Raw genomic sequence first — 21,115 nt, 5'->3', positions numbered from 1 at the left:
AGGCTTATTTCCATATGTTGGGGGAATAAGAGAAGTGCAGCGCACAGGAATAAATGCGCCCGTCTTCTGAATAGGAGATGTATTTCCGATTTTTATCCCAGGTCAGCAGGGAATTATTGGCAAAGTAATAAACCTCCAGCGGCATCCCGTTAGCCAATTTCGACCAACCTCGGTTTCTTATCACGGTAAAGTCACCGTTATCGCTGAGCGTAATCAACGGCACGCCCCAGGCATAGCGGGATATTTGCATCTGAATAATGAATTGGCTTGCGCAGCTTATTTGGTAATTTTGTACATCAACATCCATAATTTATATTTTTGGTGCCACCCTACGGTCAAAATAAATAAGATATGAACAACTCACCACGATTAACCCCAGTACGATCAGCACGGCACCCAATACAAACTCAATTTGCAGCGGCTCGCCGAGCATGACGACCCCAGCCAGGATGCCGAATACCGGCGTCATAAAGGTGAGAATGCCCAGCGAAGAAGCCTGATAGCGGCGCAACAGTGAAAACCAGATCAGGTAGCTGAAAAACGACACGATCACCGTTTGGAACAGCAAACTGCTCCAGGCCACCGTGCTCATGACGACGTGCAAATTGCCCGACGCTATCGCCAGCAACGACAGCAGCACGCAGGCGCCCGTCAACTGGAACAGCAGCGTCTGTTTAGCCGGGCACTCCGCCAGACGCGTGGTACGGATCACCAGCGTAGAACCGCCCCAGGCGATCCCCGCCAGCAGGCCGTAGAGATCGCCCTTTAACCGAGCTGCGTCGCCGCTGCCCTCAGCCATGCCCGATATGGCCAACACCACGCCGCCAAAGGCGATGAGCATGCCAAGCCACTGCACCGGCGACAGGCGTTCCTGGCGAATCAGAAAATGCAGGCCGAGAGCGGAAAACAGCGGCGCGGTGTACAAAAACACCGCCATATGCGAAGCGCTGGTATAGCGCAGCCCTTCGGAGACAAAAAAGAACTCCAGCGCGAACAATGCCCCTACGCTCAAACCGGCGCTCAGCGTGGCGCGATCCCAGGTGAAGCACTCGCCGCGGCAACGCGCCAGCAGGTAAACCCCCAGCGCGGCGAGACCGGAGCGAATGGCAATTTGCAGCACCGCCGACACATCCGGCTCGGCGGCCTTGATCGCCACCTGCTGCATCCCCCAAATGGCGCATAGCATCACCATGGCGGCGGCAGCCCTGCCGTCGATACCGATTCTTGCATTCATAATAGGATTCCCGCCGCCGTTGAAATAATCACAGGCTGCCGTCGCGTTATTCTTTATACACCACGATTTCCTGATAAAGCTTAATAACTTCGCCATCGCTGTCGACGGAGTCGGTATATTCAGTTTGCTGCGCCAGGTGAATCACCTTCCAGCCTTTTCGCGCCAATTCAGGGATCGTCAGGCGTCCCACGTCGCGGCAGAAAAACAGCGTGTCGTCAGACAACCTTAACTTACTAACCTCTGCATAATCATAAGCTTGAGAATGGCAAACGTGCGACTCCGCCGCCATCGCCGGTAATGAAAACAGCCCCACCAACAGCATTAACAGATTTCTCATGGCGACCTCCCAATCGCTTATTCCTGCCAACCGATTACGCAAAAATGGCTCACGTTAATACGGCGGTGACAGGCTGGAATTAATTATCTCTTGCATGGCTGAAATTACAGGCTGGGGTTGGTGACTGACAAATGAAAAATATAAACCTTGGCGTTAAATGAATTCATCCGAGTGGAGAGAGAGGCAGAGCGGCCACTTTCACCGCACGAAATGGTCAAAAACCGGCCAATAATTAGCAAGAAAAGTAATTATTTATTTTACCGTTTATGCTACAAATGCCGCCCGCCGCTAAAAAACCAAAAAAACCGTCAAAATGCGCAAAAATGCAGCTTTCTGCGCAAAACATCGGCATGGCGGCGCTGATGAGGGCGGTCATACCTAAAACAGGGATAACACATGGCAATGAAATTGCGCGTAATGACTCAAGCGGTGGCGCTGGGTCTGGCGATCGGCAGCGCGTCGTTCGCCGCTCAGGCGGAAATCACCCTGCTGAAGCAAGATCCACAGGCCGGCGATCCGCTCAGCCGCCTTAACTTCACCGTTGGCGGCAGTATTCGTCCGCAGTTCAACAACATGACGGGCGACGGTGACAAGGGCTCGTACAAGCGTAACGGCTTCGACGGCGGCACCCGCTTCCGTTTCGCTGCGGACTACTATCTGTTCGACGATATCAGCTGGATCAGCTACTACGAGCTGGGCGTGAACATTCCGGCGCTGTTTGACTGGGATCACCACTATGCCGACGGCGCGAGAAACACCAGCCGCCGCATGCTGTACACCGGCCTGAAAAGCAATACCTGGGGCCAGATGACCTTCGGTCAGCAGAACAGCGTTTATTATGACGTGGTGGGCGCCAAGACCGATATCTGGGACTACGACATGCTGGCCCAGGCGCCGGGCAACGGCATCAACGGCGACTACGACGGCTCTTACCGTTCACGCAAAATGCTGAAGTACAAGAACCGCTTCGGCGATGCGGACGTTTACGCTTCGTACCTGTTCAGCGACAGCGACTACCTGCCGGGCAACGGCCTGCGCTACAAGCGCAAAGGCGGCGGCTCTCTGGGTGTGGATTACCACATTACGCCGGACCTGACCTGGGGCACCGCCTGGAACTATACCCGCGCCGAAATGCGCAATCCGTCCACCAGCGGCAGCAAGAGCTATGACCAGAACATTTTCGGTACCGCCATCAGCTGGAAACCGGACAACTGGACCCTGACCTTCGGCGGCGGTTACTACAACGACTTCCTGACCACCAAAAAAGCCGACGTTAATAATTACTTCGCCGGCGATGCGTGGGGTATCGAATACCTGGCCGGTTATACCGTGCCGGTTGGCCAGTACGCGGTGAAATCGGTGATGCCGTACTTCATGGGCGACCGCCTGGAATACATCACCGGCCGCAACTACCAGCGCATCGATAACGGCCTCGGGGTGACCGTACAGTTCGACTACGGTTTCCGCGTTGACGTGGAGCACGTACTGACATCGAGCACCGACAACCTCGGCGATATGACCGTGGTGCGTCTGCGCTACGATTTCTGATTACTCAGAATGCAAAAAAGGCCGCACAAGCGGCCTTTTTCGTTTATTGACGCAGCGTCAGAAGCCACCGCGCGCCGAGCGCCCGACCGCTTCGCCCAGTTGCCATACCGCCATGGCGTAATGGGTGCTGTGGTTATAGCGGGTGATGACGTAGAAGTTCGGCAGACCGTACCAATACTGGTAGCCGGTGCCGACATCCAGCCGCAGCAGGCTGGCCTCTTGGTTATCGCCGAGCGAACCCTGCGGGCTCAGGCCGGCTTCGGCCAGCGCGGCGACCGAGTAGCGCGTCTTGAAGCCGTTTTCCAACCCCGGCGCCTGGCCGTTGGCCTGAATGGCGACCGGCTCGCCTTTGGACCAGCCGTGCGCTTTGAAGTAATTGGCCACGCTGCCGATGGCATCGACCGGATCCCACAGGTTGATATGCCCATCGCCGTTGAAATCGACCGCATAGCTTTTGAAGGAAGAAGGCATGAACTGCCCGTAGCCCATCGCACCGGCGAAGGAGCCGCGCAACTCGAGCGGATCGTCGCCTTCGGTGCGCGACATCAGCAAGAAGGTTTCCAACTCACCGGCGAAGTAATCGGCGCGGCGCGGGTAGTCGAAGGCCAGCGTCGCCAGCGCATCGATAATGCGGGTTTTACCCATTACGCGGCCCCAACGGGTTTCCACGCCGATAATCCCCACGATAATCTCCGGCGGCACGCCGTACACCTGCCAGGCACGCTGCAGCGCATCCTGATATTGATTCCAGAACACTACGCCGTTTTGCACGTTATCCGGGGTGATGAACTTGTTGCGGTAGCGCAGCCAGGAGCCATTCGGCCCGGTTGGCCCCTGGGTAGACGGCGTCGGCGCCTGCCTGTCCATCAGCCGCAGCACCGAATCCAATCGCCGAGCCTGCGCCAGCACGTCGTGCAGCTGCTGCCGGTCAAAACCGTGTTCCTGCACCATCTTCTCGATAAAGCGCGCAGTATTCGGGTTATTGGCGAAATCCCCACCCAGCGGCGCGCCGCTGTGCGCCGGGCTCAGCAAAAAGCCGCCCTTTACCGGGGCGCTCTGCGGCGTAGCGGTGGTACTGGGTTTCGGCGTGCTGCTACAGGCAGCAAGCAAGGTAATCAGCGGTAAAAGCGCAACCAGGTGACGCATCGGATATCCATATAGCCATGCAAGAGATAAGTGGGAGTTATGTTAATGCATTGTTCAATGCGAACAAACAGGATTATGCCGCCAATGACCGCGTCAGGTAGCCAAACGTGCCAAATTGTGACGTTTTGCACGGGCAAAGAACGCCCGGTGCGGCCGCGCTGAAACTCAACCGCAACTAAATGAGAAAAGTTATCACCTTGACGCCCACGTTTGCCCCGATAAAATGCCCGACTGCTTGCCACCCGGCTATCGCCGCAATGATCACGACAATGGACTGTGATGGAATCTCTCGGACAACTCGCCAAAGACCTGTACCGTGGGCGCATCTCGCGCAAACCGTTTATTTTCTCGCTGGCGATCTTCGCCATCGGTATCGTGCTGCTGTCGTTTCTGTCGACCTATCTGGATAAAAACCATTTTCGCGCCCACGCGCACGGCGACGGCGCCGAATTCGTCTCGGTGCTGCTGTATCTGCTGTGCATTATGGTGTGGGCGTTGTTCTGTTTCGGCCTGGTCACGTGGTTCATGGCCAAAACCGCGTTCCGACTCAACGATATCGGCCTGCCCGGTTGGGCGTTGGCCGTCGCGTGCTATGTTTGCTCGGTGCTCAACAACTACTCCCCCGGCCCGGTAGCGCGCTGGCTGCCGTTGTTCAGTCTGGCAGTCATGGTCTGCGCCCTGCTGTTGCCGCCCGACGGGCTGCGACGCAAGCCGCGTGAACAGACCGATTGAGTGCCATTCCGCTCAAGGCTATGGCTATCCGCCGGCCGTACCGTCACAATAGCGCCTCATTCAGGTTTTAATCAGGGATCGCCATGTTCAGCCATTACTTCGCCCATTACGCCTTCGATCGCGACAGCGACGCCTGGCAGCTCGGTTTTCGCGACTTCCCCGAGTGGCAAACCGCCTGCTATAAACGCGAAGACATCGAACTGGAGGCGCAGGAAAGCCTGTTGGCCGCCCTCGCCGCCACGATGGATGAAGGTTTGCCCCTGCCCGCCCCTTCCCCTCTGCAAGCCGATGAGTTGAGGGTACATCTGCCGGCGCTGGTGGCGCTGAAAATCGAACTGCACAACGCCATGCTGCGCAAAAACACCGGTAAAGCGGCGCTGGCGCGCAAGCTGGGTTTCAACGGCGGGCAAATGGAGCGGTTGCTGGATATCGGTTACGCCTCGAAGGTGGAAGCGTTGGAGCAGGCGCTGTATCTGCTGGGCTACGACGTGCGTGTGACAATAAGTGAAGTTTGCCAATAAGTTAGCAACAGGTAAGCAAAATATTATCCGCAGGGGCTAAATTTTCCTCCATTCGCGCCGATGTGATCGTTACCTAATCCTCTGTCGCAACAACGAAGGCTAAAAATGGAGTGGAGTCGCCGTCATATTTGGGCCGTTATTCTGCTGTCTTGTCTCGTTTTTTGGGTCATTCTGGCGACCGGCATCAACGCCGTCGCCTGAGCGCCTGCCGCTGCATTGCTTCATCCCTTATTTTACAGCCCGCCACGGCGGGCTAGTTCCTGTCGCCCGCCGATAAAAAGCGTTATAAAACAGCGCGCCCTGTTCAAAAAACAGCCGAAAATTGTGATCAAAAACACAGTATTGAAATCAGACCAGTATTGAGAGTACATTAGCGCCGATCCTGTCGCGGTTCGGATTTTACCTCACGGAGCATGAGGCGCGACAACCGGACAACCCGCGCGCGAGGACGTTGTTCTTTCGTTTGGAAGAACCCGCCCGACAAACAGGTTGCCCATAAAACACTCAGCACAACAATCGGGATCATTGCTGGCGAGGACTCCAGACAGGAGTTGTTCAGTGAAATATTTTTTGATGGGCGTGTCATTCATGCTGGTTGCCTGGGTTGGCACCTTCATGTTGATGGTTGCCTGACCGGGAACACAGCCAAAGGGACGCGCGAGCGTCCCTTTGTCGTTTCCGTCGTTCGCCGTTATTTGCCCGGCATCATGCGGCGCAGGGTGTCGTCCTTGCGCAGGTAGTGGTGATACAGCGCCGCCAGCGCATGCGCGCCAATGATAAAGTAGCCGATATTCGCCAGCGTCTCATGAACCGTTTTAACCAGCTTGCGCATCACCGGATCCGGCGTCACCCATTGCGGTACCGGCCACCCCAGTAAAGTCCACGATTTCCCGCCGTAGGCCAGGGTTAACACGCCCAGCAGCGGCAACATCAGGAATACCACGTACAGCAGCCAATGGAAGATCTTGGCGCCCACTTCCTGCCATTCCTCCAGCGGCGGCGTGGTCGGCGGCGTCGCGTGGAGAGTGCGCACCGCCAGCCGAATCAGCATCAGGGCAAAAACCGAAGCCCCAAAATTAAAGTGCAGATTTTTGACCAGCGGCGCCCACGCCTCCGGCACCGAATCCTTCAGCAACATCGCCGCGTAGGTGAGGATCACCATCAGCAGCGTCAACCAATGTAAAACGATTTGCGATCGCGCGTAGCGGTTGCTCATACACTCTGTCCAAAAAATAAAATTCAGCGTAGTCGAGCATAATGGGGAAATAATGAAGAAAACCTTGGGGCGGGAAAAAATAAGGCCGGACAAACATCCGGCCTGACAGGATTATTTGGTGCCGCCGCCTTTGCCCGGCATCAGCAACCCGTCCGCACGGAACATCGCCTTGATGCCGCGCACCGCCTGGCGGATACGGTCCTGATTTTCGATCAGCGCGAAGCGCACATGGGTATCGCCATAATCGCCGAAGCCGATGCCCGGCGAAACGCAAACCTTGGCTTCCGCCAGCAGGCGTTTGGCGAACTCCAGCGAACCGAGATGGGCATAAGGTTCGGGAATTTTCGCCCAGACGTACATCGACGCCTTTGGATTTTCCACCATCCAGCCGGCCTCATGCAGCCCCTTAACCAGCACGTTGCGGCGCTGCCGATACTGCTCGGCGATATCGCGCACGCACTGCTGATCGCCTTCCAGCGCGGCGATGGCCGCGACCTGCAGCGGCGTAAAGGTCCCGTAGTCGTGATAACTTTTGATGCGCGCCAGCGCGCTGACCAGCTCGGGGTTGCCGACCATGAAACCGATGCGCCAGCCGGCCATGTTGTAGCTTTTCGACAGGGTGAAGAACTCCACCGCAATGTCTTTCGCCCCCGGCACCTGCATGATCGACGGCGCTTTCCAGCCGTCATAGACGATGTCGGCATAGGCCAGATCGTGGATCACCAGCACGTTGTACTGTTTGGCTAGCGCCACCACCCGCTCGAAGAAATCCAGCTCCACGCACTGCGCGGTCGGGTTGGACGGGAAGCCGAGGATCATCATTTTCGGGCGCGGAATGGTTTCGCGAATGGCGCGCTCCAGCTCGCCGAAGAAGTCTACGCCGTCCACCAGCGGCACCGAGCGCACCTGAGCGCCGGCGATCACCGCGCCGTAAATGTGGATCGGGTAACTGGGGTTCGGCACCAGCACGGTATCGCCGTGATCGAGGGTCGCCAGCATCAGGTGCGCCAGCCCCTCTTTCGAACCGATAGTGACGATGGCTTCGCTTTCCGGATCGATATCCACCTGATAACGATCGGCATACCAGCGCGAAATGGCGCGGCGCAGGCGCGGAATGCCGCGCGAGGTGGAATAACCGTGGGTGTCATCGCGCTGGGCGACGGCGCACAGTTTTTCCACGATGTGCGGCGGCGTCGGGCCGTCGGGGTTACCCATGCTGAAGTCGATAATATCCTCGCCGCGACGGCGTGCGGCCATCTTCAGTTCGGCGGTGATGTTGAATACGTAAGGGGGAAGGCGTTCAATGCGCGTGAAACGGCGCTGTGGACTGTTATCAGCCATAGGGGATTCCTCGATAAACGTTAGCGCCCGGACCGTCCGAGCGACGCTGGCCAGCGAACTGACCGAATATCGAAAATAGCGCAGCGCCGACGAGCTTGTCGATACCCGGCGCGATATTTTTATTTGCCGCCCTGAAACTCCGCCGCCAGCAGCCCGAACAGCCAGTCGTCGCGCCACTCTCCCGCCAGGCGGAAGTTATCGCGCAGCGTGCCTTCCAACTGAAAACCGCACGACTCCAGCAGACCGCGCGAGGCGAGGTTGCCGGAGGTCACGGTAGCGGTCAGCTTGTGAAAACCGCAGGCGTTCACCGCAAAATCCAGCACCGCCCGCAGCGACTCCTTGCCATAGCCCTTGCCCTGCCCGGCAGGCAAACTCCCGTATCCCACCTCCGCTTGCCGATACGGCAGCCAGTGCGGGCGAAAGCCGGTAATGCCCACCGCCTCCCCGCTGTGCTTCTCACGCATCACCAGGCACAGCCACTGTTCGCCGTGTTTGTCCCAGGCCGGCAGCCGCGCGTCGAAACGCTCGCGGATCGCCACTTCGCTGAGCGGATCGGCGATATAGCGGATCACCTCAGGATCCTGGTAAAGGCGCAGAAACAGCGGCCAATCCTCGGCGGTTATCGACTGTAAGTGCAGACGTTCAGTGACCAGCTGCATAAAATCTCCGAAAAACGAAAAAGAGGAAATTACGAATGAAAGATATCTCTTTATTTTCCCCGATTGGTTGCCGATAATCATTCACGTTAAAACCACAAAACCATAACGTCTTGCCCGATTCCCTACAACTGCCCGCCGCAGTGACTCACGCGGCACCAGGAGAACACCATGGCCTCTTTAGTCATCGATGATATTCCGCAGACGATCGTTAACGTCAAGCGCCAGCTGCGCCAGGCCTTGCCGAACTACCGCGAAGTCTTTCAGGCGCTGGAGGAGAACATCCGCGGCCAGGTCGACCAGATCCGCCGCGAACTGGCCGCCGGCCATAATCCGGTGCCGCAGATCGACGCGGAAGATATCCTGCAGCAGCGCGTCAGCGATCAACAAATAGCGCTGATCAAACAGCGCGGCGCCTGCGCCATTCGCGGCGTGTTTCCCCGCGCCAAGGCCGAAGGCTGGAACCGGGAAATCGGCGACTATCTCGAGCGCAACAACTTCGTCGAGCGATTGAAAAACGCCGCCGAAGACAACTATTTCGGCAAGCTGGCCGCCAGCAAGCCACAGATTTACGGCATCTATTGGTCAAAACCGCAGGTTGAAGCGCGGCAGGACGCGCGCATGCATGCGGTGCAGGTGTTCCTCAACAGCCTGTGGGCCACCGAAAGCAACGGCAAGCAGCATTTCGATCCGACTCGCGTCGCCACCTACGCCGATCGCACCCGCCGCCGCCCGCCGAACTCCTCGTCGCTGGGCCTGTCGCCGCACGTCGACAGCGGCACCATCGAGCGCTGGCTGGACGAGAACTTCCGCTATGTGTATCGCCACGTCTTCTCCGGCAACTGGCAGCAGTACGATCCCTTCGCCGCCGACGGCCGCACCGAAGTGCGCGAAATAGCCTCCCCGGCAGTCTGCTCGATGTTCCGCACCTTCCAGGGCTGGACGGCGCTGACGCCGCAGCGCACCAACGCCGGCACGCTGAACCTGGTGCCGATCGCCAACGCCATGGCCTATGTGCTGCTGCGCGCGCTGCAGGACGACGTCGCCGATGACGATCTGTGCGATGCGGCGCCGGGTCGCGCGCTGTCGATCTCGGAAAAATGGCATCCCCTTTTATTAAGCGGGATTTCCCCTATTCCCGATCTGGAGCCGGGCGACACGGTCTTTTGGCACTGCGATGTGATCCACGCGGTGGAGAACGAACATAACGGCGAGTTCGACAGCAACGTGATGTACATCGCCGCCGCACCGGGCTGCGAGAAAAACGACGCCTATCTGCAGCGCCAGCTGCCGAGCTTTATCGACGGCAGAACGCCGCCGGACTTCGCCCCCGACGATTTCGAGGTCGATTTCGAGGGCCGCGCCACCGTCGAGCTGCTGACGCCGCTGGGCAAAGCGCAGCTCGGCATGCGCTGACCGCCGCCCCCAGCCACGGGCCTCTCTCGCTGTGGTATACTGCCGTCATCCGTAGGCCGCAGCGAGACCCCGTCGTGCACCCTTTTTTTGAAATGCTGTTGGCGGTGTTTGATCGCGCCGCGCTGATGTTGATCTGTCTGTTTTTCCTGACCCGCACCCGGCTGTTCCGCCAACTGCTGCAAAAAGAAGACCATACGCCGCTCGAGCTCGGCATCGTCACGGCAATCTTCTCGCTGTTCGCGCTGTTCAGCACCTACTCCGGCATCAACGTTGAGGGCTCGCTGGTCAACGTGCGCGTCATCGCCATCATGGCCGGCGGCATCCTGTTCGGCCCCTGGGTGGGGATCGTCACCGGCATCATCGCCGGGGTGCACCGCTATCTGATCGACATCGGCGGCATCACCTCGGTGCCCTGCCTTATCACCAGCATCATCGCCGGCATCAGCGCCGGTTACATCAACCTCAAGGTCAAAAAAGAGCAGCGCTGGCGCGCCGGCATCGTCGGCGGCATGCTGTGCGAATCCCTCACCATGCTACTGATCGTGCTGTGGGCCAAGCCGACCGAGCTCGGGCTCGACATCGTGTCGCAGATCGCGCTGCCGATGATCCTCGGCACGGTGTGCATCGGCCTGATCGTGCTGCTGGTGCAGAGCGTCGAAGATGAAAAAGAAGTGATCGCCGCGCGCCAGGCCAAGCTGGCGCTGGATATCGCCCACAAGACGCTGCCCTATTTCCGCAACATCAACAGCGAATCGCTGGCCACCATCTGCGATATCATCCGCCAGGATATCCGCGCCGACGCAGTGGCGATCACCGATACCCATCAGGTGCTGGCTTACGTCGGCGTAGGGCGCGAAGCCTACCCGATCGGCCGCGAAGGGCTGAGCCGCGTCACTCGCGAAAGCATTCGCCACGGCAAAATCATCATCAAAAACAACCTGGAAAATCCGGCCGCGCCGCAGATCCATTCGCAGCTGGTGGTGCCGCTGTGGGAAAAAGGCGAAGTGACCGGCGCGCTGAAAATTTACTACTGCCACGCTCACCAGATCACCAACACGCTGAAGGTGATGGCGGTCGGGCTGTCGCAGATCATCTCCACCCAGATGGAGGTTTCGCGCATCGAGCACCTGCGCCAGATGGCGGATAAAGCCGAAATGCGCGCGCTGCAGAGCAAGATTAACCCGCACTTCCTGTTCAACGCGCTGAACGCCATCTCTTCCTCCATCCGTCTGAATCCGGACACCGCGCGCCAGCTGATCATCAACCTGTCGCGCTACCTGCGCTACAACCTGGAGCTGAACGACGAACTGATCGATATCCGCAAGGAGCTGCATCAGATCCAGGATTACATCGCCATCGAACAGGCGCGTTTCGGCGCCAAGCTGACGGTGATTTACGACATCGACGACGACGTCTCGGTGCGCATTCCGAGCCTGCTGATCCAGCCGCTGGTGGAGAACGCCATCGTGCACGGCATCCAGCCCTGCAAGGGCAAAGGGGTAGTGGTGATCGCGGTGAAAGATCAGGGCGACCGGGTGAAGATTTCGGTGAAGGATACCGGCCACGGCATCAATCAGGAGACCATCGATCGGGTGGCGCGCAACGAGATGCCGGGCCACAATATCGGCCTGCTCAACGTACACCACCGCGTGTCGCTGCTGTACGGTGAAGGGCTGCATATCCGCCGCCTGGAGCCGGGCACCGAAATCGCGTTCTACATCAGCAAAAACGGCGGCAAGCTGCACCAGGAGCCGAGCGCGCCGCCGGTCGGGGAGGCCTCATGAAAGCCATTATCGTGGAAGACGAATTCCTCGCGCAGGAAGAACTCAGCTACCTGATCAAGAAACACAGCAATATCGATATCGTCGCCACCTTCGAGGATGGCCTCGACGTCCTCAAATACCTGCAGACCCACCAGGTCGACGCCATTTTCCTCGACATCAACATCCCGTCGCTGGACGGCGTGTTGCTGGCGCAAAACATCAGCAAATTCGCCCATCGGCCGTCGATCGTGTTCATCACCGCCTATAAAGAGCACGCGGTGGAAGCGTTCGAGATCGAAGCGTTCGACTATATCCTCAAGCCCTATCACGAGGCGCGCATCGTCACCATGCTGCAAAAGCTGGAGGCGCTGCATCATCGCCCCGCCGGCGCGACGGAGCCGGCCAGCGCGCCGAGCCGCGGCAGCCACAGCATCAACCTGATCAAAGACGAGCGGATCATCGTTACCGACATCAACGATATCTATTACGCCGCCGCCGATGAAAAGGTGACGCGGGTCTATACCCGCCGGGAAGAGTTCGTGATGCCGATGAACATCACCGAGTTTTACGGCCGGCTGCCGGAAGAGCATTTCTTCCGCTGCCACCGCTCTTACTGCGTTAACCTGGCGAAGATCCGCGAGATCGTGCCCTGGTTCAACAATACCTACATTCTGCGGCTGAGCGATCTCGAGTTTGAAGTGCCGGTCAGCCGCAGCAAGGTGAAAGAGTTCCGCAAGCTGATGCGCCTGTAAGCGCTTACCAGCGCGGGCCCGGACGATAGTAATACCCCGGCGGCGGCGGTGGCGGCATGCGGTAATGCGGCCGGTCGCGCCAGTCGCGCGGCGGCGGCCCGTAGTAAATCACCCGGGGCGGCGGGCCGTAATAGTACCCGCGCGGGCGTTCATACCGGCGGTGATCGGCCCACCAGCGCGGATCGCGCCAGCGATAGCCGTCCCAGTAATGGCCGCGATTGTCGCGATCGCCGATATGCAACGACAGGCCAGGCACGTTCACGCCGATGGAGACGTCGGCCTGGCTCGCCAGCGGCAGCGCCAGCAGCGCAGCCAGTAACAACAGCGTTTTTTTCATTTCATGGCTCCTGCAGAGCGGACCTTGTCCGATCGCAGATAACATAGCTCCGCGCTCACCGCCGCTCTATAGGCGCAATGCCGATTTACGCCTTTCAGACGCATCCTTCACAATTCCACCACAATCGTTCACCGGCGATTAACAATAAATCGTTGATATCTTTGATGTAGATCACGTGTCACCCCCGGCATTTCACGGGCTTTCAGGCGCAAAAACGGCAACTCACGCCGCATAAAATGCATTTCATTCCTTCCGTCGTGCAACTCATTCCCGATCCGCCGCCCGCCGCAGGGGCCGGCCATATAATAAGCCCATACCGCGGGAACGCTGATTCACCCCGCAAATTTCAGCCAACGGCTCACGCCCGGCAACGCACACACAGGAAGGAGACCGGCCATGAACAGCAAACCGGCAAATCGCAGCTTAATCGTTCTCGGCACCATCATCTGTCAGATGGGTCTGGGCACCATCTACACCTGGAGCCTGTTCAACCAGCCGCTGGTCGACAAGTTCCACTGGGGGCTGGCGGACGTCGCCACCACCTTCTCCATCACCAGCTTCTTCCTGGCCTTCGCCACGCTGTTCGCCGGTAAGCTGCAAGAACGCTTCGGCATCCGCAACCTGACGCTGTGCTCCGGCATCCTGGTCGGCCTGGGCCTTATCGCCAGCGCCCACGTCAGCTCGCTCGACATGATCTACCTGCTGGCCGGCGTGGTGGTGGGCTTTGCAGTCGGTATCGCCTACATCTCCACCCTGTCCAACCTGATCAAATGGTTCCCGGCCAACAAAGGCCTGATTTCCGGCATCTCCGTCGGCGCCTTCGGCAGCGGCAGCCTGCTGTTCAAATACGTCAATGCCGCCCTGATCGCCGACGTCGGCGTTTCCGGCGCCTTCTTCTACTGGGGTGCCATCGTGATGGGCCTGATCGTCGTCGGCTCCCTGCTGCTGAAAGAGCCGGTGCTGGCGACCAACGCAGCACAGCCAGGCGCTAACGGTCTGGGCAACGACTTCAGCGTGCGCCAGATGCTGGCCACCAAAGAAGCCTACCTGCTGTTCACCATCTTCTTTGCCGCCTGCATGAGCGGTCTGTACCTGATTGGCATCGTGAAAGACATGGGCGTTCAACTGGCCGGGATGGACTTGGCCACCGCCGCCAACACCGTATCCGCCGTCGCCATCTTCAATACCGCCGGCCGCATCATCCTGGGCACGCTGTCCGATAAAGTGGGCCGTATGCGCGTCATCAGCTTCACCATGCTGGTTACCGTGCTGGCGATTGTCGCCCTGAGCTTCATGACCCTGAACCACACGCTGTTCTTCATCTGCGTCGGCGCGGTGGCCTTCTGCTTCGGCGGCAACATCACCGTGTTCCCGGCGATTGTCGGCGACTTCTTCGGCCTGAAAAATCACAGCAAGAACTACGGCATCATCTACCAGGGCTTCGGCCTGGGCGCGCTGGCCGGTTCGTTCGTCGCCAAATACTTCGGCGGCTTCCACGCCACCTTCATGGTGATTGGCGTCCTGTCCGCCGCCTCCTTGCTGATTACGCTGTTCATCAAAGCGCCGAAAGCCGTGGAAGTGGAAAGCGAAGAAACCGCACAGGCGGCAGAGCTGGCCAAAGCCTGATACCCCGCGAAAACGACAAGGGGCGCAACCTGCGGGTTGCGCCCCTTTTTTTATCGTGCCGCCGCGTTGCTTACAGCTGCATGCCCAGCGTCTGGCGCAGATGCGCGCCGGCTCCCAGCAGGCCCGGTTGGCCATGGGTTATCATGAACACCGGGATGTCGCGCACATAGTCGCGGAAACGCCCCTTGTCTTCGAAGGCGGCGCGGAAGCCCGAGGCCTTGAAGAATTCCATAAAGCGCGGCACGATGCCGCCGGCGATGTACACGCCGCCAAAGGTGCCCAGATTCAGCGCCAGGTTGCCGCCAAAGCGCCCCATGATCACGCAAAACAGCGACAGCGCGCGGCGGCTGTCGATGCAGCTGTCGGCCAGCGCCCGCTCGGTAATGTCCTTCGGCTCCAGTTTCTCCGGCAGGCGGTTGTCCGCCTTGACGATGGCGCGATACAGGTTGACCAGGCCCGGCCCGGACAGCACGCGCTCGGCGGAAACGTGCCCCACTTCACCGCGCAGCACCTCCAGAATAATGTCTTCTTCTTCGCTGTTCGGTGCGAAATCGACATGGCCGCCCTCGCCCGGCAGGCTGACCCAGCGGCGATCGACCTGCACCAGGTGGGCAACACCCAGCCCGGTGCCGGCGCCGTACACCGCGATCGGTTTGCCCGGCTGAGCCTCGCCGCCGCCAAACTGCAGCACGTCGTCCGGCGAAAGCATCGGGATCGCCATCGAGACGGCGGTGAAATCGTTGATCACTTCCAGATGACTCAACCCCAGGCTGGCCTTCATTTCTTTGATCGAGAACGCCCAGCTGTGGTTGGTCATCGCCACCCAGTCTTCGGTCACCGGGCAGGCGATCGCAATACAGGCGTCCTGCACCTCGATATCGCATTCTTTCAGGTAGTGGCGGATCACCGCCTCCAGGCTGTCGAACTCCAGGCCGGAATAGGTTTTCGCCTGGGTAATCTCACCCGTCGCAACAGTGCACAACGCCAGGCGGGCATTGGTGCCGCCAACATCACCTACGAGGGCATAGGTCATTGATTTCGTCTCCGCAAAATGAAAAATAAAAAGCTGCCCACACTGTAAAATCCTGCTGCGAAAACAACAATCACCCGCCTCGGATCTGCGCCCCAATAGCGATCCGGATCACAAAAAACGTTTCAGCTGGCCTGCCAAGCCGCGATTTGAAACAAATTGCGGCAAAAAACGCCCTCCGGCGACTGTTAACCAGCATCGACGCCGGGCAATATCAATGCGTGCCTGCTCGCCGATAGTCTGGCAAGCTGTGGTCACTGCCCAATCACCCGCTCTCCCTGCCCCGCAGGGAGGCATCGACAAGGGATTATCCATGCTGCATCCGCGCGCCAATGCCATGTTGGCCTTTGCTTTGCCTGCGCTGATTATCGGTTCCGCCTCCAGTCTGGTGCTGCTGTTGATGATGAAAGTCGCCGCTACGCTGCAGCAATGGCTGTGGGTGACGCTGCCCGACGCGCTGAGCCTGGACGCCCAGGCACCCTGGTGGCCGCTCGGCATGCTGACGCTGACCGGCGTGGCGGTCGGCCTGATCGTGCGCTATATGCCGGGCCATGCCGGGCCGGATCCGGCGACGGAATCGCTGATCGGCATGCCGCTGCCGCTCTCCGCCCTGCCGGGGCTGGGATTGGCGCTGATCGTCGGCCTGGCCGGCGGCGTCAGCCTCGGGCCGGAGAACCCGATCACCGCCATCAATATCGCGCTGGTAGCGACGGCGGGGGCGCGCCTGTTGCCTAAGGTGCCGCGCATGGACTGGATCATCCTGGCGGCCGCGGGCACCATCGGCGCGATGTTCGGCACGCCGGTCGCCGCCGCGCTGATTTTCTCGCAAACCCTGGCGGGCAATAACGAAACGCCGCTGTGGGATCGGCTGTTCGCCCCGCTGGTGGCCGCCGCCGCCGGCGCGGTCACCACCCAGCTGTTCTTCGTGCCCAATTTCGCCCTGCAACTCGACGCCTATGACGTAACCCGGCTGCCGGACATCTTCAGCGGCGCCATCGTGGCGCTGATCGCCATCGCGCTCGGCATGGTGGCGCTGTGGTGCTTCCCGCACGCGCACCGTCTGTTCCATTCGATGAAGAATCCGGTGTTGATGTTAGGACTGGGCGGTTTTGTCCTGGGCCTGCTGGCGCTGTTCGGCGGAGAGATTACCCTGTTCAAAGGGCTGGATGAAATGAAACGCCTCGCGGCAGACGGCAACTATTCGGTGCCGGCGCTGTTGACCATTACCCTGACCAAGCTGGCGGCGCTGGTGATCGCCGCTGCCTGCGGCTTTCGCGGCGGGCGCATCTTCCCGGCGGTGTTCGTCGGGGTGGCGCTGGGGCTGATGCTGCACCAGCATGTGCCTGCGGTGCCGGCGGCGATCACCGTCTCCTGCGCCATCATGGGGCTGGTGCTGGTGGTGACGCGCGACGGCTGGCTCAGCCTGTTTATGGCGGTGGCGGTGGTGCCGGATCTGCACCTGTTGCCGATCTTGTGCATCGTGATGCTGCCCGCCTGGCTGGCGCTGGCGGGCAAACCCTTGATGCTGGTGAACCGCCGGCAACCGCCGCACGACGATTAGGCCAGCGCGAACGCCGCGGCGGCGCGAGCGTGGATCGCGGTGGTGTCGAACACCGGCACCGAGGCATCCCGCTCGCTCACCAGCAAGCCTATCTCGGTGCAGCCGAAAATAATCCCCTGCGCGCCCTGTTGTTCCAGATCGCTGATGATCCGGCGATACTCGTCGCGCGAGGCGTCGCGAATTTTGCCGAGGCAGAGTTCGTCATAGATGATGCGGTGCACGATGTCACGATCGGCGCTGACCGGCGTCACCACGTCGATGCCGTGCAATTCCTGCAGGCGGCCGCGGTAGAAGGTCTGCTCCATGGTAAAACGCGTGCCTAGCAGCCCGACGCGGCGAATGTTTTTCTCCCGCACCTGCAGCGCCGTGGCATCGGCGATGTGAATCAGCGGCAGGCCGCTGGCCTGCTCGACCGCCTCCGCCACCTTGTGCATGGTGTTGGTGCAGATCACGATCGCTTCGGCGCCGGCGGCGCGCAAAGCCACGGCGGCGGCGGCCAGCAGCCGGCCGGCGCCATCCCAATCCCCCTGGTGCTGCAAGCGTTCAACCTCCTGAAAATCGACGCTGTAGAGTACGATTTTGGCCGAATGCAGCCCGCCGAGGCGCGCCTTTACCTGCTCGTTGATGGTGCGGTAATACGGAATGGTGGATTCCCAGCTCATGCCGCCCAGCAAGCCCAACACTTTCATCCTTCGTTCCTCAGCATTTTCCGACGATCCTCTGACCTTACCTGAGAATCGCCGGGCTGACGACGCCTTATTTGGCGCCGGAATTGATCGGCTGGCGCGCTTCGAACCAGCGCTGACGCAGCATGTCGTACAGCCAGTTGTAGGCCATGGTGTACGGCAGGAAGAACAGGAAGAAACCGATTTCCAGCATAAACGCCTGCGCCCAGGAAATGCTCAGCATCCAGGCGGCGATCGGCACGCCGATCAGGATAAAACCGGCCTCAAAGCCGACGGCGTGCAGCGCGCGCACCTTCAGGTTACGCACCACCCGGCTGACCGGCCACAGGCGGTCGAACACCGTGTTGTAAACCATGTTCCACAGCATCGCGACGGTGGACAGCATCACCGCCAACGCACCGACCTGCACCATTGAGCGGTTGAGCAGCCACGCGCCCAGCGGGGCGCAAACCATCACGGCGATGGCCTCGAAACCGACGGCGTGGACGATACGTTCAATGAGAGACTTGTTTTGCAGTTGCATACATCACCTTTTATTCAACAGTTGTTGCGAAAGCCAGGTGATTATCATCGCTTTTTTGGGTAGATTAAAAATAGACTCCATCGATAAAGTAGATATATGCACTATTCACCGGAAGCGTTACAGGCATTCGTGGAAGCCGCCGCACTCGGCTCATTTTCCGCCGCCGCGCGCAAGCTGCGCAAAAGCCAATCCACCGTCAGCACCGCCATCGCCAATCTGGAAGCAGACCTGGCCTTGACGCTGTTCGATCGCAGCGCGCGCCAACCGGTGCTCACCGCCGCCGGCCGCAAGGTGCTGGGGCACGTGCAGGAGATCCTCGCCGCCAGCGAGCGGCTCGACGCGCTGAGCATTCAGCTGGCGGGCAATGTCGAACCGCGCCTGAGCATGGTGTTTTCCGATACCTACCAGCCGAAGCATCACGACAGCCTGATGCAACGGTTTGAACAACGTTACCCAGAGATTGAACTGGAATGGATGATCGCCGAGGAAGGCGACGTTATCGATCTGCTGCAAAGCGGCCGCGCGCATTTGGGCATGGTGGAAGTGCAAAAAACCTATCCGCCGGATATCGCCTTCTCCCGGCTGCCTGAACAGACCGAAATGGGGCTGTTCGTCGCGCATGGGCATCCGCTGGCGCAGGTCGCCGCGCCGACTCCGGAGCAGTTATCCAGCACCCGTCAGCTGATCCTGAATACTTACACCGGCGCCGAAGCGGCCAGACAAGGCGGGCTGGTCTGGTCGGCGCCCAGCTATCTGCTGTTGCTGGAGATGGCGGAACAGGGATTCGGTTGGGCGGTGCTGCCGCACTGGCTGGTGCAACAATACGGCCACGGCAGGCTCACCCAGCTGCGCCCGCGCGGCTGGCCCAAACTGATTTCGGTGGATGCGGTATGGTCCAAACTGACCCCGCCGGGCCCGGCGGGGTACTGGATGCTGGAGCGATTGCTGGAAGACGACGCGGCTCAGGCGGCAGCGTTGCGCGACTGAATGACGCGCGAGATCGTCTCAAGCAGTTCGGGAATATCCATCTTCGGCAGCATCACTTCGATGAAAGCCAGCCGGTCGCCCTGCGCCGCTTCACTCAGCGCCTGGCGCAGCGCCTCCGGCTGACTGACCCGCAACGCCGTCACCGGCCGCCCACCGGCCAATGCCGTTGGCAGCTGCGTCCAGTTCCACCGCGCGATGTCGTTGTAACTCTGCTCCGGCCCGTGGATAGCGCGTTCAATCGTGTAGCCCTGATTATTCAGCACGAAGATCACCGGTTTAAGCCCATCTCGCAGCATCGATCCCAGCTCCTGCACGGTCAATTGCGCGGCACCGTCGCCGATCAACAGCACCACCCGGCGCTGCGGTTCGGCGGTCTGCACGCCGAACGCCGCCGGTAAGGTATAGCCGATCGATCCCCAGAGCGCCTGCACGATCATCCGGCTGCCGCGCGGCAGCGTTAACGTGGCCGCACCAAAACAAGCCGTGCCTTGATCGGCCAGCACAATATCGCCCGGCCGCAGAAAATCCTGCATTTGTCGCCAGAAAGCCTGTTGATCCAACCCTTCCCCATCGGCTTCCGGCAGCGTCGGACGGACGATCGTCGGCAACGGCCAACGCGACGCCAGCGACAGAGTCAGGCGGTGCAGCGCCTGCACGGCGGCGCACATCGGGATGCGGCTGAACCGTTGACGACCGACCCAGGCTTCGAACGGTTGGATATCGATGCATTTTTCCGTCGGCAGATGATGCGTGAATCCCCCGGTGATGGTGTCGGTGAAGCGCACGCCGACGTTGATCACCACGTCGGCGTTTTCGATCGACTGTTGCACCGACGGATCGCAAGCGCCGCCGCAGTAGGTGCCGACAAAACCTGCGCGGTTCTCATCCAGCACGCCCTTGCCGAGCAACAGGCTGGCATGTGGGATCGCCACTTCCTGCATCCAGCTATCCAGCGCCGTTTCAACACCAAAGCGGTCCGCCAGAAAGTCCGCCAGCAGCGACACTTGCCGCGCCGATTGCAGCTTTTCACGCGCTGCGGCGATAAACGCCTGCAATGCGCTCCGCGACAGCCTGGCCTGGCGCAGCATCAGCGGCGCCGGTTTGGCCGGCAGCGGCGCTTGTGCGACGTCGCTGGGCAACATCAGGTAAACCGGGCGATGCTCCAGCAAGGCGGCGTCGATCAGGCGGTCGATCTCCCTGGCGGCGTTGTCGGCGGTCAGGTTGGCCTGTGCGACGCTGACTTCTTTGGCTATCCGCGCAAAGTGAGTGAAGTCGCCATCGCCCAGCGAATGGTGCAGCAAATCGCCGGCGCGCTGGGCGCGCAGCGCCGGGGTGCCCACCACGTGGATCACCGGCAGGTATTCGGCATAACTGCCGGCCACGCCGTTCAGCGCACTCAGCTCCCCGACGCCGAAGGTGGTCAGCAGCGCCGCGGCCGGTTTGCAACGCGCATAGCCGTCGGCGGCGTAGGCGGCGTTCAGTTCGTTGGCACAGCCTACCCAGGTGATTTGCGGATGCGCGATGACGTGATCGAGGAATTGCAGGTTGTAATCCCCCGGCACGCCAAAGACGTGGCGGATGCCAATCTGGGCCAGACGATCGAGCAGATAATCGGCCACCGTGTAGATCTGAGTCATGATCATCACCTGTCTGCAGCTGAAGCGATTATCTTTAAGTATCGAAGATACTGGTTAATTTTCGAA

General features: G+C 60.0%; 22 protein-coding genes. 10 read left to right on the top strand and 12 right to left on the bottom strand.

Annotated features, from left to right (window positions below; all coding sequences use genetic code 11):
• Positions 1-4 precede the first annotated feature (4 nt).
• From J9788_RS05945 to J9788_RS05935, 3 genes are read right to left on the bottom strand one after another with little or no spacing between them, the layout of a single operon-like run.
• Positions 5-307: a hypothetical protein gene (locus tag J9788_RS05945; protein WP_182264091.1), complete on the bottom strand. Its 303-nt coding sequence runs from the start codon at positions 305-307 to the stop codon at positions 5-7.
• A 3-nt stretch (positions 308-310) separates the two neighbouring features.
• Entirely contained in the window at positions 311-1,234 is a 924-nt protein-coding gene (locus tag J9788_RS05940; RefSeq protein WP_046896274.1) for a DMT family transporter, read from the bottom strand.
• A gap of 46 nt (positions 1,235-1,280) precedes the next feature.
• A complete protein-coding gene (locus J9788_RS05935; RefSeq protein WP_033632459.1) occupies positions 1,281-1,571 on the bottom strand; it encodes a hypothetical protein in 291 nt (96 codons plus the stop codon).
• Positions 1,572-1,967: 396 nt separating this feature from the next.
• Between J9788_RS05935 and J9788_RS05930 the strand changes: the two genes are divergently transcribed.
• Positions 1,968-3,119 carry a porin gene (locus J9788_RS05930; protein WP_033632458.1) on the top strand — a complete coding sequence of 384 codons (1,152 nt, stop codon included), beginning with the start codon at positions 1,968-1,970 and terminating at the stop codon, positions 3,117-3,119.
• A 57-nt stretch (positions 3,120-3,176) separates the two neighbouring features.
• Here the strand turns inward: J9788_RS05930 and mltB are convergent, their stop codons facing one another.
• Positions 3,177-4,265 carry a lytic murein transglycosylase B gene (mltB, locus tag J9788_RS05925; protein WP_033632457.1) on the bottom strand — a complete coding sequence of 363 codons (1,089 nt, stop codon included), beginning with the start codon at positions 4,263-4,265 and terminating at the stop codon, positions 3,177-3,179.
• Positions 4,266-4,544: 279 nt separating this feature from the next.
• On the opposite strand from mltB, the gene J9788_RS05920 reads away from it, so the two are divergent.
• The 3 genes from J9788_RS05920 to ypdK all read left to right on the top strand — a co-directional run bounded on the left by J9788_RS05920 (position 4,545) and on the right by ypdK (position 6,151).
• Complete coding sequence (locus J9788_RS05920) at positions 4,545-4,997, top strand: DUF805 domain-containing protein (protein WP_033643931.1); 453 nt, start codon at positions 4,545-4,547, stop codon at positions 4,995-4,997.
• 83 nt (positions 4,998-5,080) lie between these two features.
• Positions 5,081-5,518, top strand: coding sequence for a hypothetical protein (locus J9788_RS05915; protein WP_182264090.1), 438 nt, complete (start codon positions 5,081-5,083; stop codon positions 5,516-5,518).
• A gap of 558 nt (positions 5,519-6,076) precedes the next feature.
• Positions 6,077-6,151 carry a membrane protein YpdK gene (gene ypdK / locus J9788_RS05910; protein WP_099782600.1) on the top strand — a complete coding sequence of 25 codons (75 nt, stop codon included), beginning with the start codon at positions 6,077-6,079 and terminating at the stop codon, positions 6,149-6,151.
• Between the two features lie 58 nt (positions 6,152-6,209).
• Here ypdK and J9788_RS05905 read toward each other — a convergent pair whose 3' ends face one another.
• The 3 genes from J9788_RS05905 to J9788_RS05895 form a co-directional block, all read right to left on the bottom strand.
• Positions 6,210-6,734 (bottom strand): cytochrome b, encoded by a 525-nt coding sequence (locus tag J9788_RS05905; protein ID WP_033643933.1) that lies wholly within the window; start codon positions 6,732-6,734, stop codon positions 6,210-6,212.
• Between the two features lie 111 nt (positions 6,735-6,845).
• Positions 6,846-8,075 carry an alanine transaminase gene (alaC, locus tag J9788_RS05900; RefSeq protein WP_033651990.1) on the bottom strand — a complete coding sequence of 410 codons (1,230 nt, stop codon included), beginning with the start codon at positions 8,073-8,075 and terminating at the stop codon, positions 6,846-6,848.
• 119 nt (positions 8,076-8,194) lie between these two features.
• The gene (locus tag J9788_RS05895; RefSeq protein ID WP_182264089.1) at positions 8,195-8,734 is read right to left on the bottom strand and encodes a GNAT family N-acetyltransferase; all 540 of its coding nucleotides are present in this window, start codon (positions 8,732-8,734) and stop codon (positions 8,195-8,197) included.
• A 168-nt stretch (positions 8,735-8,902) separates the two neighbouring features.
• Between J9788_RS05895 and J9788_RS05890 the strand changes: the two genes are divergently transcribed.
• The 3 genes from J9788_RS05890 (at position 8,903) to J9788_RS05880 (ending at position 12,662) form a co-directional block, all read left to right on the top strand.
• Positions 8,903-10,147 (top strand): DUF1479 domain-containing protein, encoded by a 1,245-nt coding sequence (locus J9788_RS05890; RefSeq protein ID WP_046896270.1) that lies wholly within the window; start codon positions 8,903-8,905, stop codon positions 10,145-10,147.
• Between the two features lie 92 nt (positions 10,148-10,239).
• On the top strand, positions 10,240-11,931 hold the full coding sequence (locus J9788_RS05885) for a sensor histidine kinase (RefSeq protein ID WP_025303750.1): 1,692 nt from the start codon (positions 10,240-10,242) through the stop codon (positions 11,929-11,931).
• The gene (locus tag J9788_RS05880; RefSeq protein ID WP_025303751.1) at positions 11,928-12,662 is read left to right on the top strand and encodes a LytTR family DNA-binding domain-containing protein; all 735 of its coding nucleotides are present in this window, start codon (positions 11,928-11,930) and stop codon (positions 12,660-12,662) included. The genes J9788_RS05885 and J9788_RS05880 overlap by 4 nt, the downstream gene beginning before the upstream one ends.
• A gap of 4 nt (positions 12,663-12,666) precedes the next feature.
• Here J9788_RS05880 and J9788_RS05875 read toward each other — a convergent pair whose 3' ends face one another.
• A complete protein-coding gene (locus tag J9788_RS05875; protein ID WP_046896269.1) occupies positions 12,667-12,999 on the bottom strand; it encodes a DUF2502 domain-containing protein in 333 nt (110 codons plus the stop codon).
• 396 nt (positions 13,000-13,395) lie between these two features.
• Here J9788_RS05875 and J9788_RS05870 point away from each other — a divergent pair, with 396 nt between their 5' ends.
• Positions 13,396-14,625, top strand: a complete 1,230-nt coding sequence (locus tag J9788_RS05870) for an OFA family MFS transporter (RefSeq protein ID WP_182264088.1) — start codon at positions 13,396-13,398, stop codon at positions 14,623-14,625.
• 70 nt (positions 14,626-14,695) lie between these two features.
• Here the strand turns inward: J9788_RS05870 and glk are convergent, their stop codons facing one another.
• A complete protein-coding gene (glk, locus tag J9788_RS05865) occupies positions 14,696-15,658 on the bottom strand; it encodes a glucokinase (protein WP_182264087.1) in 963 nt (320 codons plus the stop codon).
• Positions 15,659-15,968: 310 nt separating this feature from the next.
• Between glk and J9788_RS05860 the strand changes: the two genes are divergently transcribed.
• Positions 15,969-17,216, top strand: a complete 1,248-nt coding sequence (locus J9788_RS05860; RefSeq protein ID WP_182264086.1) for an ion channel protein — start codon at positions 15,969-15,971, stop codon at positions 17,214-17,216.
• On the opposite strand, the gene J9788_RS05855 is transcribed toward J9788_RS05860, so the two are convergent.
• Both J9788_RS05855 and J9788_RS05850 read right to left on the bottom strand, forming a co-directional pair.
• Entirely contained in the window at positions 17,213-17,905 is a 693-nt protein-coding gene (locus J9788_RS05855; protein ID WP_019453821.1) for an aspartate/glutamate racemase family protein, read from the bottom strand. The genes J9788_RS05860 and J9788_RS05855 overlap by 4 nt on opposite strands.
• Positions 17,906-17,972: 67 nt before the next feature.
• Positions 17,973-18,425 carry a multidrug/biocide efflux PACE transporter gene (locus J9788_RS05850; RefSeq protein ID WP_033632446.1) on the bottom strand — a complete coding sequence of 151 codons (453 nt, stop codon included), beginning with the start codon at positions 18,423-18,425 and terminating at the stop codon, positions 17,973-17,975.
• 96 nt (positions 18,426-18,521) lie between these two features.
• Between J9788_RS05850 and J9788_RS05845 the strand changes: the two genes are divergently transcribed.
• Complete coding sequence (locus J9788_RS05845; RefSeq protein ID WP_033632445.1) at positions 18,522-19,412, top strand: LysR family transcriptional regulator; 891 nt, start codon at positions 18,522-18,524, stop codon at positions 19,410-19,412.
• Here the strand turns inward: J9788_RS05845 and J9788_RS05840 are convergent.
• Positions 19,388-21,049, bottom strand: a complete 1,662-nt coding sequence (locus tag J9788_RS05840; protein ID WP_046896704.1) for an alpha-keto acid decarboxylase family protein — start codon at positions 21,047-21,049, stop codon at positions 19,388-19,390. The genes J9788_RS05845 and J9788_RS05840 overlap by 25 nt on opposite strands.
• Positions 21,050-21,115 lie beyond the last annotated feature (66 nt).

This window comes from Serratia sp. X10 (assembly GCF_017811775.1).
Lineage (GTDB): Bacteria > Pseudomonadota > Gammaproteobacteria > Enterobacterales > Enterobacteriaceae > Serratia > Serratia ureilytica.
Note: the sequence above shows the minus strand (reverse complement) of the source record. Positions and strands in the feature narration are given on the sequence as shown.